The sequence below is a fragment of the Tamaricihabitans halophyticus genome, assembly GCF_004340875.1.
GTDB classification, from domain to species: Bacteria; Actinomycetota; Actinomycetes; order Mycobacteriales; family Pseudonocardiaceae; genus Tamaricihabitans; species Tamaricihabitans halophyticus.
Genome location: NZ_SLXQ01000001.1, coordinates 1,004,356 through 1,016,515 on the forward strand (window position 1 = coordinate 1,004,356; position 12,160 = coordinate 1,016,515).

General features: G+C 66.7%; 11 protein-coding genes. 4 read left to right on the forward strand and 7 right to left on the reverse strand.

Annotation, left to right across the window (positions count from 1 at the left end):
• Window positions 1–3 precede the first annotated feature (3 nt).
• The gene (locus EV191_RS04845) at window positions 4–1,626 is read right to left on the reverse strand and encodes an ArnT family glycosyltransferase (RefSeq protein ID WP_132875552.1); all 1,623 of its coding nucleotides are present in this window, start codon (window positions 1,624–1,626) and stop codon (window positions 4–6) included.
• Window positions 1,627–1,775: 149 nt separating this feature from the next.
• Window positions 1,776–2,513: an LbetaH domain-containing protein gene (locus EV191_RS04850; protein WP_207894388.1), complete on the reverse strand. Its 738-nt coding sequence runs from the start codon at window positions 2,511–2,513 to the stop codon at window positions 1,776–1,778.
• Between the two features lie 178 nt (window positions 2,514–2,691).
• On the opposite strand from EV191_RS04850, the gene EV191_RS04855 reads away from it, so the two are divergent.
• A complete protein-coding gene (locus EV191_RS04855) occupies window positions 2,692–4,680 on the forward strand; it encodes a DUF6541 family protein (RefSeq protein ID WP_132875554.1) in 1,989 nt (662 codons plus the stop codon).
• Window positions 4,677–6,854, forward strand: coding sequence for a hypothetical protein (locus EV191_RS04860; protein WP_132875555.1), 2,178 nt, complete (start codon window positions 4,677–4,679; stop codon window positions 6,852–6,854). The genes EV191_RS04855 and EV191_RS04860 overlap by 4 nt, the downstream gene beginning before the upstream one ends.
• 19 nt (window positions 6,855–6,873) lie before the next feature.
• Here EV191_RS04860 and EV191_RS04865 read toward each other — a convergent pair whose 3' ends face one another.
• Window positions 6,874–8,133: a cytochrome P450 family protein gene (locus EV191_RS04865; protein WP_132875556.1), complete on the reverse strand. Its 1,260-nt coding sequence runs from the start codon at window positions 8,131–8,133 to the stop codon at window positions 6,874–6,876.
• Window positions 8,134–8,311: 178 nt separating this feature from the next.
• Between EV191_RS04865 and EV191_RS04870 the strand changes: the two genes are divergently transcribed.
• Window positions 8,312–9,256, forward strand: coding sequence for a glycosyltransferase family 2 protein (locus tag EV191_RS04870; protein ID WP_165912819.1), 945 nt, complete (start codon window positions 8,312–8,314; stop codon window positions 9,254–9,256).
• On the opposite strand, the gene EV191_RS04875 is transcribed toward EV191_RS04870, so the two are convergent.
• Together EV191_RS04875 and EV191_RS04880 are read right to left on the reverse strand one after the other, a co-directional pair.
• On the reverse strand, window positions 9,241–9,654 hold the full coding sequence (locus EV191_RS04875; RefSeq protein ID WP_132875558.1) for a hypothetical protein: 414 nt from the start codon (window positions 9,652–9,654) through the stop codon (window positions 9,241–9,243). The genes EV191_RS04870 and EV191_RS04875 overlap by 16 nt on opposite strands.
• A gap of 175 nt (window positions 9,655–9,829) precedes the next feature.
• Window positions 9,830–10,048: a hypothetical protein gene (locus EV191_RS04880; protein ID WP_132875559.1), complete on the reverse strand. Its 219-nt coding sequence runs from the start codon at window positions 10,046–10,048 to the stop codon at window positions 9,830–9,832.
• A 71-nt stretch (window positions 10,049–10,119) separates the two neighbouring features.
• Between EV191_RS04880 and EV191_RS04885 the strand changes: the two genes are divergently transcribed.
• Window positions 10,120–10,740, forward strand: a complete 621-nt coding sequence (locus EV191_RS04885; protein ID WP_132875560.1) for a TetR/AcrR family transcriptional regulator — start codon at window positions 10,120–10,122, stop codon at window positions 10,738–10,740.
• Here the strand turns inward: EV191_RS04885 and EV191_RS04890 are convergent.
• Window positions 10,737–11,360 (reverse strand): SRPBCC family protein, encoded by a 624-nt coding sequence (locus tag EV191_RS04890; RefSeq protein WP_132875561.1) that lies wholly within the window; start codon window positions 11,358–11,360, stop codon window positions 10,737–10,739. The genes EV191_RS04885 and EV191_RS04890 overlap by 4 nt on opposite strands.
• The gene (locus EV191_RS04895) at window positions 11,360–12,157 is read right to left on the reverse strand and encodes an SDR family oxidoreductase (protein ID WP_132875562.1); all 798 of its coding nucleotides are present in this window, start codon (window positions 12,155–12,157) and stop codon (window positions 11,360–11,362) included. The genes EV191_RS04890 and EV191_RS04895 overlap by 1 nt, the downstream gene beginning before the upstream one ends.
• Window positions 12,158–12,160: the final 3 nt, after the last annotated feature.

Here is a 12,160-nt window from a genome sequence, read left to right on the forward strand (position 1 = left end):
CAGTTACGGGCAGCGCGCCGGCGTGAACTTGTCGCTTGCGGCCAGCTGGCCGGTCAGCTGGGACGCCTCGGTGCCGCGTAGGTAGACCGTCACCCAGTCGTCGCTGTCCGCGACTCGAAAGGCTTTCGGGATGTAGTCACCGCGAAACTCGGTGGCGATCGAACAGTTCTTGCGCGTGTCGTAGCCGGACTGCGTCGGTATCACCACGGACGGCCTTCGAGTGTCGACAATGTACTCAAAGTCGAAGGCGAGACTACCGCGGCCGCCGGTCTGCTCCGGCTCGACCTCCCGCGCGAGGTACTCATCGGTCAGCCCAAGCTGATCCACCACGGGCAGCCCGTTGCCGGCACGGTAGGAAAGCGCGCCGTTGGCATACGTGGAGATCACCGTCCCCCTCGGCAGTTCTTCGCCGAGCCAGGAGCCGATCTCGCCGAGCTGGTCGACCTGTGCCCGCCATTCCCGCACAGCGGAAAGCATCCCGTTCTGCCAGATGGACGCCACGAGCGAGAACGCGCAGGCAACGATGACGAGCGCAGGCGCCACCCGGTTCGCCGGCGCCGGAGTATCCACTTTGGATAGCAGGATCAGCCCGCTCGCGGCACCGGCAGCCAGCACCGGGCCGAGCGGCGCGAGCAACCGCCACGCTGGCATCCAGTCGCCACCAACCAGCACCACGAATCCGGCGAACACCACGCACAGCGTGACGACCAGCCAGTACTGCGCCCGCAGCGTCTCGGTATCCACCGCGCGGCGCAGTACCACCAGCACCATGCCGGCCAGCGCGAGCAGCAGTAACGCGGGCACCGCAAGCAGGTAACCGCCCAGATACTCCCAGCCCTGGCCGAGTTGCCAGCTGAACTCGCCGCCCTGCTTGGCCACCAGTGGATTGGGTAGGAAATGCCCGTAGTACAGCGCGCGCCACGCCGTCCAGGGCATCAGCACGACCAGCGAGGCCAGCACGAAGGCGGTCACCTGCCACCAGTTCGCCCGCTGACGTAGCACCCGCACGATCAACCAGCCAAGCAGCACGGCGCCGACCACCACGCCGTCTGGCCTGGTCAGCACGGCCATGGCAAGTAACAAACCGCCGATCACCCAGTGCTCGTAGCAGGCTGCCAGCAGCATGCCGAGCACCAGCAGGGCGAACAGCGAGGTCTCCAGGCCGGAGGCGCCGTAGGCGGCAAGGTTGCTCACCGTCGCGGTCAACGCGGCGGCGAGCACGCCAGCCGCGGACCGGCCGCTGAGCTTGCGGGCCAGGAAGTAGGCGGCCACCACACAACCGATCGTGCTCAGTACCCCGAGCACCCTGGCACTGAGTACGACATCCGCGCCAAAACCCGCCTTGAGGACCGAAAGCAGACCAAGCAACAGGAAGTTCGTGTAGCCCTCAACCGGTTCGCCGATGTTGAACACCGGGCCATGTCCCTCGGCCACGTTCTCCGCATACCGGAAGGTGATGAACGCGTCCTCGGCGAGCATGTCGAACATCAGCTGATGGACCAGCGACAGCCCGCTGATCAGTACCAGGGCGATCATGCGCGCGGACCGTTCGGCGACCAGCCGGGGCCAGGCGATGATCACCACCAGGGCGACCGCCACCCAGCTCGCGATTACGGCTGCGACCACGGTTCCCCCCTCCCGGCACACCGTCAATCACCCGACTGAGATTAAACGTACGCATAACCGTTATCTGGTAATCCGCCGGGGTCCCACAGTCGTTACACCATTTCGCGATCCGTCACTCGCGGCGGTGGCGCGGCCACACCGAGCGCCGCTCAGCAGGGCACCAGCGGCCGCAGTGGTCCCGCGCCACGCCACCGTTCGAAGACCTGGGCCAGCTGCTCCGGCAGCCTGCCGGACGGGCGCTTGCCCGCGGCGTAGGCCTCGGTGAGGGTGCGCAGCACGGCCCGTTCCAGGCCGGCCTTGGCCACGCCGAGCTCGTGCACGCCGTGCAGCTTCGCGGGGCAGCCATAGGCTTTGCCGAACGGTGGGATATCCCGGTCGACCACCGCGCCCATGCCGACGAGCGCGCCGGCACCGAGCACCCTGCGCTGGTGCACCACGGCGTTCATCCCGAGGTTCACCGCGTCATCGAGCGCCACGTTGCCGCCGATGCTCACCCCGGCGGACAGCGTCACGCCATCGCCTAGCTGGCAGTCGTGCGCGACATAACTGCGGTTCAGCAGCCAGCAGTCCGCGCCGATGGTGGTCGGCCGGTGGCTGCCCTGGTGCACCGTGCTGAGTTCGCGGATCACCGTGCGCGGTCCGATCCGCACGCCCTGATGGGCGAGCGCGCCATCCCAGCGGCGGTTGTGCGCGGTACTGGTGATCTCCGGCGGGGTACCGATGACACAGCCGGGCCCGATCCAGCAGCCATCGCCGAGCCAGGCGGGCCCGAGCACCACGGCGCTCGGCCCGATCGTGACATCGCTGCCCAGCTCAACCCCGTCACCGATCACCGCACTGGGATGTACCGAACTGGGATGTACCGAACTGGAGCGCACCGAATCCATGCGACTAACTCTAGTGAGCGACGCGCTGGCGGCCGCGCGCAGCATATCCGACATAACCGTCCGTAATCACTTTCCTGACGGTTCTCGCTGTCACCGCGCAGCGTGCCCGACCGACCGGCGAGGGTATCCGTCACTAGGCTGTGGGCGTCCAGCCCGCCGCATCCGATAACGAGATCACGTGCCCGAAAACCTCAGCGTGTTGAGCCAAGCAAGCACGATCATCGGCTACCTGCTCGTGCTGTTTCTTCCCGGGCTACTCGCGGGATTCGCCGCGGGGTTACGCGGCTGGGTACTCGCCGGGGTCAGCCCGCTGCTCACCTGCGCGATCGCCGGCCTGACCGGGCCGTGGCTGGCGCTACTCGGCGGCTCCTTCGGACTGCTCAGCTTTACGCTCGCCACGCTACTGACCGCGGCGATCTGCGCGGGCCTGCGGCTGGCCACCGACACGCTACTGACCAGGCGCGGGTACCGGCGTCCACCCTGGCCGACGCCGTGGACCCGCGGCGGTCATCTCGCCCTGCTCGGTTGCGTGCTGCTCGCCGCCGGCATCGGGCTGGCCACCGTGCTGCGCGGGATCGGCAAGCTCAACGCGATCCCGCAGGGCTTCGACGCGGTGATGCACGGCAACGGCATCCGCTATATCGCCGATACCGGCGACGGCGGGCTGTTCGGCCTGGCCAAGATCAACTGGTACGACGACGGTTCGTTCTACCCGAACGCCTATCACCTGATCGGCGCGCTGGTCTACGAGTTGACCGGACAGTCCGTACCCGCGGCGATCAACGCGAACACCGTGCTCATCCCGGGACTGCTGGGCCTTTCACTGGTAGTGCTGGTGCGGCAGTTTCGCGGCCGGCTCGCGCTTGCCTGCATCACCCCACTGATCGCGGTCGCGGCGACCAGCGCGACCTACGAGTCGATGTATCGCGGCCCGCTGCTGCCGTTCGTATTCGGCCTCGCGCTCACCCCGATCGCGGCCGTACTGCTGCAACGCTTCCTGCAGCGTCCGGGGCTGGACACCGGTTTCTGCTTCGCGCTCGGCGCCGCTGGCCTGCTCGCGGTGCACTCCAGCACGTTGTTCGGCGCTATGCTGTTCTGCCTGCCCATGCTGGTGCAGCGCTGGCTGACGCGCAGCTCCGAAACGACAAGGCCACGCCGGTTCGGCTGGGAGTTGCTGCTCATCCTGGCGGTGGCGATCGCCGGCGGGTTACTCGCGGCACCACATCTGTTTGGCGCGCTCGCGCTTGCCGGCGGCGACTACCCCTACGCGGGTTGGGATGCCGTGTACAGCGCCGGCGAGGCGATCTGGCGGTTGGTTTCCTTCCAGCATGTCTGGGACTATCCACAGTGGGCATTGTTCGGCTTGCTCGTGCTCGGTGTGCTCAGCTGCTGGAAACTGCGCGAGCTGGCGTGGCTGGTTGGCTCGGCGGTACTCGGTGCGGTGTTCTTCGTGTACGTCGCGGCGGATGACGCGGAGTGGGTGAAGAACCTTTCCCGGCCGTGGTGGAACGATCGTTTCCGGCTGATCGCCCTGGCCATGCTCGCGTTGTGCCCGCTGGCCGCGCACGGGCTCGCCGAGCTACAGCGGTGGCTCACCGCGCTGGTGCGGCGGCTGCGCAAGCGCCGGGTTCCAGCGGTGCCGGCACTGGTTGGCACCGGTCTGGTGGCCACGCTGGTGCTGTCCACCGGCTGGCTGTACCTCGCGCCGCATGCGAACAGTATCTCCGAGGCGTACCAGCGACAGCCGGGCGAGGAAATGGCGGTGAGCCCGGAGGAAGTGGAAGCTTTCCGGGTACTGCGCACCCTGGTCGGCCCGGACGAATGGGTGCTCAACGAGCGACCGGATGGTTCCGCCTGGATGTACGCGCTGGTAGGGATCCGGCCGATCGCGGGGCATTACGACGGCAGTATGCCGCCGAAGGACCAGCAGGTGCTGAGCCAACGGTTCCGGGATTACCGGAGCGATCCCGAAGTACGCCGGATCATCGCGAAGCGCAATATTCACTATGTCATGCTCAGCACCGGAACCATTCCCGATACGTTCGTCCGCTCACCGGGCTATGTCAGCCTGTACCGGCTGCCCTTCCTCGACGAGGTCTACCGCAACTCGACATCGGTGATCTACCGGATCGACCCGGCTGGCGCGCGTGAAGGGAATGACCGGTGAGGCAACGGTTGCACCGCGCATGGCCGGCGCTCGCGATGCTTGCCACGGTAGCCATCGCGGTGGCGCTGCCGCTGCTGCGCAACACCATTTTCTACTTCTGGGACGACACCGCCGCTGCCGCCGTACCGCAGTGGCGGCGGATCGCGGAAACGGTGCTGAACGGCTACTTCCCCGCGTTCCAAGTGGACATGTGGCGCGGCGGAAACTTCGCCGCGGAGATGGCTACGGGTATCTGGAACCCGGTCGTGCTGCTGCTTTCGGTTGGCACGTACTGGATCGACAATATGGCGCTGGCGATAACCGTCGCCAAGCTCGCCTTCCTGCTGATCTCCTCGGGCGGGATGTACCTGCTTGCGCGCGAGTACGGCGCGCGGCGCGGCCTTGCCGCGGTGGTCGGCGCGGCGCTGCCGCTTTCCGGCTACTCGTTCTTCATGGACAGTACGTCCTGGCTGAACGGGCTGATGGTCACCGCGTTCCTGCCGTTCGTCTGGTTCACCGCGCTGCGCGCGTCCCGGCGCGGCGGATCGCTGCTGTGGGTGATCCTTGCCGGGTACCTGTGCTGCTCGCTCGGCAACCCGTACGGCTTTCTCGGCACCGGGCTGGTGCTGTTCGCGCTGATCGTCGAGGCGCTGGTGGCCCGCAGGTACCGGCTCGCGCTTGGGCTCACCGGCTCCGGCATCGCCGTACTGCTGCTGACCGCGATGGTGTTCCTGCCGTTCCTGCTCACCTCCACGGTGGGCTTTCGGGCCGATGCCGCGCTGTACAACGATGGGTTCCTCGCGCCGGATCTGGCGGATCTGCTGATGCTGTCCACCCCGGCGGCGCAGCCGTGGATCACCGGGTTCGGGTTGCCGAACCTGACCTTCCCCGCGATGTATCTCGCCTGGTTCGTGCTGCCCACGCTGCCCTGGTTGCGCTGGAGCGTGCTCCGTACCCAGTGGCGCACGCTGCTGGCCGTGTTCGTGTTCGGCGGGCTGATGTTGCTACTCGTGCTCGGGCCTTCGCAGGTGTGGCTGTTCCGCTGGCCGCTGCGGCTGATCACGATGCTCTGGCTGCCGGTGCTGCTGTGCTGGGTGATCCTGGCCAGCGCGGGATTCGCGCGCGAGCGGGCACGGCTGCGGGCGGCGCTTTCCGCCGCGATCGTGCTGCTCGGCGGGTATCTTGCCTGGGCTGATCTGCCGGATAACCTGCTGCATCTGCTGCCGGGGTTGCTGCTGATCACCGGTCTGTTGATGTTGTTGCTGTGGCGCGATATTGGTCAGCGTTCCGGCATACTGGTGCTGCTGTTCGGGATCCTCGCCGTGCACAGCGTGCAGCTGGTGTTCCACCCGGCGAACCAGAGTGTGGCCAACTACCGGTTCCCGACCAGCCAGGCGATGCTCGAGGAGCGGTTCCAGAAATACACCGGGGTAACCGTGCAGATCGCCGATCTTGGTGAGCTCTCCGACGCGGATCGTGCGCCGGAGCGCGGCTACCAGGATCTGCTCTTCGGCAGTATGTACGGCGTGGCCGGAGTGGACAGTCCCAACGCGTACTCCGGGATCGGTTTCACGCCGCTGGATGCCGAACTGTGCATGAGCTATCAGGGGTCGGTCTGCCCGGAGGCTTGGGATGCGCTCTGGCGGGTGCCACCCGGCGCCACCGTGCCGCTTGCCGATCTGTTGCGCGCGGAAACCATCGTGGTGCACAACGACCTTGTGGATATCCGCGAGATCGTCCCGCCGGATGGGTGGCACCGCGATCGGACCGCGGAGGCCTCTGGTCTGGTCACCGTGCTGCGCAGGACCGAACCGCTGCCGTTGCCGGACGGCCGACTGTCCGAAACCTCCGGTGGGGTCACGGTGACCACGGATGAGTCGAGCGGGAGCGCGGAAAGCCTCCGGTACAGCCGGCGGGATGCGAGCTCGCCGGGCGAGCTGACCTTTGCCCGGCTGGGCTGGCCTGGCTACACCGCGACGGTGAACGGTGCCGAGGTGCCGGTGACCCGCGGCCCCGCCGGACTGCTGCGTGTCGAGCTGCCCACCGGCGTAGAGCAGGGTCGGCTGGAAGTTTCCTGGCAGATGCCCGGCTGGCCGGCCGCGCTCACTGCCGCGGGCGGTGGACTGCTACTGGTGGTCGCGCTCGGTACCGCCCAAGCAATCCACCGCCGCACCCAAAAACCGCAAGATCCCTAAAGATTGCGGCTACGGAGCGTTAGAGCCGGACCGGTAGGGCGGCGTAACGGTAGGTACCGAAGCCGGCGTCCAGCGGCAAGTCCGCCACCGGCACACCCAGCTCGACGTTCGGATACTTACGCAACAACGCGCGGAACGCGATATCGCCCTCCATCCGCGCAAGGGCCGCGCCGAGGCAGTAGTGCGGACCGTGCGAGAACCCGACATGCGTCTCCATCGGCCCGCTCGATTCGCGGGTGATGTCGAACCGCTCGGCCTCGGGAAACCGTGCCGGATCGAAGTTCGCCCCGGTCAGTGCCGGCATCACCGCCTCGCCCTTGCGAATCACCTCGTCGCCGAGCGGGACGTCCTCCTTCGCGTAAACCACGCTTGCGATGGTGACTACGGCGCACCAGCGCAACATCTCGTGCACCGCGCGGGGTATCCGGTCCGGATCGCTTTTCACCAGCGCGAGCTGATCCGGATGACTGAGCAGCGCAGCCGTGCCACTGCTGATCAGATGCGCGGTGGTCTCGTGACCCGCGAAGATCAGCGCGAACACCAGCGCGACCATTTCCTTGTCGCTGAGCCGATCGCCGTCGGCCTCCTGGGCGTGCACCAGCACGCTGATCAGATCGTCCTCCGGCGCCGCCCTGCGCAGGTTGATCAACTCATGCGAAGCATCGACCAGCCCGCAAACCGCGTCCACGAACGGCATCATGCCTGGCTTCTCGCCCAGGTTTGGTTGCAGCAGCGCATCGCTCGCCTGCCGCCAGAATTCCCGGTCGCTTTCCGGCACCCCGACCATCTCGCAGATCACGTTGATCGGTAGCGGGTACGCGAAATGCGCCAGCAGGTCCACCACGCCGTCCTCGGCGTGGTCCGGCAACCGATCAAGCAGATCCTCGGCAAGCCGCTCCACCCTCGGCCGCAACTCGGCCAACCGGCGCACCGTGAACGCCCGCGTCACCAACTTCCGCAGCCGCGCGTGGTCAGCACCATCGAAGTTGGTGATGACGTTCAGCAGGTACTCCTGGTACTCCTCGGGAACACCGAAGTGGTCCAACCGTTTCTGCCGGAGGCTGGTGACCTCGAGGCCGGGCACGTTTGAGGCGTCCTTGACGAAGCGCGGGTCCCCGAGCACGAAGCGCACATCGTCGTACCCGGTAACTAGCAGCAGCTCACCCACGCCCGGAAAACTGGCCCGGGTGAGCCGAGATTTGTCGGCCAGCTCGCGGAACGCACGGCCGGGGGCTTTGCTGAGCATCGGGTCGGTGAGGTCGATCTGCGTGGCGGTCATACGGCAGCCCTTCTCTTGTTCGACCATATCGACCCTACAAAAATTTCAGCTATTTGTGAATATTCAGGCCCTCGTTCTTGCGGGTGAACCGACCGCCCCCTGAGCTACAGTGGGCAGCCACAAGATCCCGGCGGAGGCGGACCGGGCGAGAAGGAGACATTGGCAGCCGTGGGGAACGGTGTCTGAGCGCAGCAAGCAACTGATCACGCTGATCGCGCCCGCTTTCAATGAGGCGGCAAACGCGAGCGAGCTGGCGGAGTTCTTTCGACAGGTGCGAACCTCGCGCCCGGATGTCGACTTCGAGCTGATCGTGGTGGACGACGGTTCGACGGATGACACCGCGCGGCTGGCCCGCGCGGCACTCGCGGACCAGGATCGGGTGACGGTGCTGTCGCTGTCCCGCCGGTTCGGCTCGCATGCCGCACTTTCCGCCGGGCTCGCGCACAGCGCCGGCGACTGCGCGATCACCGTGAGCACGGATATCCAGGAGCCGGTCGAGGTTATCGGTAGGTTTCTGGATTCCTGGCATGCCGGGCATGACCTGGTGTGGGGAGTGCGGGCGACCCGAGCTGATCGCCGGATGGTGCGCAACCTGGTGTCCCGGCGCTTCTCCCCGCTGTTCCGCAAAGCGTCTGGATTGGACGGATACCCGGCCGAAGGCCCTTCGCAAGCCCTGCTCTCACGCGCGGTGATCGATGTGCTGAACCGCCTGCCGGAGCGCAACCGGAACCTGTGGGCGCTGTGCGCCTGGCTGGGTTTCAGCCAGGACACGATCTCGTTCCACCAGCGGCCACGGCAGGCCGGCGAGTCAAAGTGGACGACCGCGGATCGGCTCAAGCTGATGACTGATTCGGTGGTGGGCTTCTCCGCGAAACCGTTCAACTACGCGTTGGCGTTCGGTGCGCTACTCGGCACTGGTGGCCTGATCGCGGTGGCATTACTGCTGTTTCTCGCGCCCGCCGGCTGGGCGCTGGTGCTCGGCGCGGTGATCGCGCTTGCCGGTATCCAGCTGGTGGTGCTCGGCGGGTTGGGACTGTATGTCTGGCGGATAGCGGAAGACGCCCGTGCCCGCCCGCTGTACGTGCTGCGCGAGCACGGGCCACCTACTCAGGAAGTTCCGTAGCTCCTACCACCGCAGCCCTGGTTGGCCACGCATACCCGCAGCTCGACTTCCAGCCCTTCCTTGAGCGAAAGGTTCTTCTTTCCGCATTCGGGTTTCGCACCGTTGCCATCGGTCACCGTGTAGGTTTTGCTGCCACCCAACGAATCCCGCACGATCAGCTCGGCGGTGACCGCGTCGCCGTCCGCGTTGCGATCACACACTGTCAGATGCTCGCCATGATGCTTGAAACTCGCATCGCCAAGCGTCACGGTGCCCGGCCGGTGTAGCGCGTAAGCGTCGCCGCCAGCGGCGGCGGGCTCGGCCGCGAATGCCTGCCCTGCACCAAAGAGCGTAGCGCCCAGCATCGCCGCGGCGGCGACACCAGCGGAACCAATCCGGACAAACCTCTTCTGTCGCACTATTTTCCTCACCTTCACGCTATGCCGGCAACAATCCCGGCACAGCGTGCGACACAACACCGACCGGCGGCGGGCAGCACCGGGCTGGCGCGCTGGCAAGGAAATCCCACGTCCAACTAGGACCAATCGCGAGATACCCGCGCCAAGTACGGGATGGCTACGGAAACCGGGGTCGCTACCGCCGCGCGCCGCGCTTCTTGCCCATCCGCAGCCCGGCAACGAAAACCAACAGGCCAATTGCGACAAACCCGACGGTTGCCACCGGCAGCGGCAGACCCAGCCAGTTGCCCAGAAAGAAGCTGCCCTCCGGGTCCCTGCCGAGTAACCGCTGAACCAGCGGACCGCCGCCCTGAATCATCAGAATGACTCCAATGACCTGAAGAAGTGTGCCCATGATCGATCCCCTCCCTCTTGGTAGTACAGCTGTACAGTATCTTATATGTACGGCTGTGCTATAAAAAGGGCATGCCGAAAAAGGTCGACCACGAGAGCCGGCGCAAGCACATAGCGGAGTCGCTGTGGCGGGTCGCTGCCCGCGATGGCATCCACGCCGTATCCGTCCGTTCGGTGGCCGCGGAGGCCGAGACCTCGCCCACCGCGCTGCGGTACTTCTTCGCTACGCAGGACGAGTTGATGGAGTTCGCCATGCGGACGGCGGCGCAACGGGTCGCGGAACGCACGGGGGCACGAAGCCAGCAAGTACGCGATGTGCCGAACGCCCTGGATCTGCTGGCCGAACTGATCCCTATCGACGAGGATCGGCGGCTCGAGCAAGAGGTCTATCTCGCGTTCATCCTGCACGCCAGGGATCACCCGAAGCTGCGGGCGATCCGCGATGAGATCGAGGCGCAGCTGTCCGCGCTGGTCCGCACGACGGTCCATGGCCTTGCCGAGGCAGGCCAGCTACGCGCCGATATCGAGGTAACCGACGCGGTGGACCGGACCTACGCCATCCTGGATGGCTTGGCTTTCCACGGCGCGCTCTGGCCCGCGCGGTATCCCGCCGAACGCCTACTAGCCGCGCTGCACAGCCACCTGTACTCGCTAGCTCCCCAGCCGCAAGATCCCCAGCCGCAAGATCCCTAAAGGTTGCGGTTCGGCGGCGGGTGCCGCAGGCGCAGCCGCACCGCCACGGCCGCTGCCAGCGCGGCCAACCCGACCACGGCGAGCACCCGACGTCCCCGCCGGCCAGAATCGCGTTTCGCGGGCGAACCGTGGTCTGCAACTGCCAGCGCCCGTGTCACATTGCCGGCGAACTCTTTGACGACGCGCTCGCTCACCGCACCGATAACGCCCTTGCCGAACCGCGCTACGGCACCGCGCACCACCAGATCGGTATCCAGCGAAACCAGCGTGCCGCTCGGCACGCCCCCATCCGTCGACACCGCAGCCGTCGACACCACATCCGCCGACACCGTGGCCGCTACCCGGGCAGCCGCATCGCCCTGCCCGGTCCGCTCCGCGCCGGAGGCCTTCACCAGCACGGTGCCCGCCTCCGGGGACACCGCAAGGAAGCGCGCCGTTCCGGTGTACTCCACCGCGCGCCTGCCCAGCCGCAACCGCAGCTCACCGGCGACGGTCCGCGCATCCACCCGGCCGGTGAGCACGGCATCCGGCAGGCATTCGGCCACCCGCTCGGCATCCGCGAGCAAGGCGAACACCTCCGCGGGCGGATGGGCTACCCGAAACTCATTCCGCAGTCGCATTACACGTCCATCAACGCCTTGCGCTGCCCGCCATCAACCGGAATGTGTGCCCCGTTGATGAAGCTTGCCCTCGGCGAGGCCAGGAACGCCACCAGCGCGGCCACCTCATCCGATTCACAGATCCGGCCAAACGGGATGGAACCGGTGGCAAGTTCGTGCGCGCGCTGCTGGCTCACCTTCTTGTCCCGCGCGAACGCCTTCTCCAGACCGTCCCAGCGGTCGGTGTTCACCGGGCCCGGATTCACCGTATTCACCCGAATTCCGTGCGGCGCGTACTGTTCGGCTACCGACGAGGCGAAGTTGAGATCCGCCGCGTTCGCCGCCCCTGCGGTCATCTCCCAGTAGCTCGGCTTCAGCCCGTCGTTGCCGACCACCAGCACGATGGAACCCGCGCCGCGTTCGCGCATATGACCGATGACGGCGCGCACCGCACGCACGTAGCCCATGAACTTCAGGTTCAGACTGGCCAGCCACTGCTCCTCGGTCAGCTCCTCGAGTAGCCCACCCGGCGAGCTACCCGCGCAGGTCACCAGCACGTCGATCTTGCCGAACCGTTCGATGGTGGCATCCACGCAGCGCTGCACATCCTCGGCGACGCTCATATCGCCGGCCATTGGCACAATCGTGCGGCCGGTCTCCGCGCTGATCTCCTTGGCGGTTTCCTCCAGTGCGTCCGCGGTCCGCGCGGTGATCACCACATCCGCACCCTCGCGTGCCAGGTGCTCGGCGGTAGCCCTGCCGATTCCCTTGCTCGCCCCGGTTACGAAAACCACCTTGTCGGTCAGCTGCAAGTCCATGGC

What these genes read in the sequence shown, in the direction of transcription:
- EV191_RS04850 (WP_207894388.1), bottom strand. Translation starts at nt 2,513, where the DNA reads ATGGATTCGGTGCGCTCCAGTTCGGTACATCCCAGTTCGGTACATCCC.
- EV191_RS04865 (WP_132875556.1), bottom strand. Translation starts at nt 8,133, where the DNA reads ATGACCGCCACGCAGATCGACCTCACCGACCCGATGCTCAGCAAAGCC.
- EV191_RS04880 (WP_132875559.1), bottom strand. Translation starts at nt 10,048, where the DNA reads ATGGGCACACTTCTTCAGGTCATTGGAGTCATTCTGATGATTCAGGGC.
- EV191_RS04885 (WP_132875560.1), top strand. Translation starts at nt 10,120, where the DNA reads ATGCCGAAAAAGGTCGACCACGAGAGCCGGCGCAAGCACATAGCGGAG.
- EV191_RS04890 (WP_132875561.1), bottom strand. Translation starts at nt 11,360, where the DNA reads ATGCGACTGCGGAATGAGTTTCGGGTAGCCCATCCGCCCGCGGAGGTG.
- EV191_RS04895 (WP_132875562.1), bottom strand. Translation starts at nt 12,157, where the DNA reads ATGGACTTGCAGCTGACCGACAAGGTGGTTTTCGTAACCGGGGCGAGC.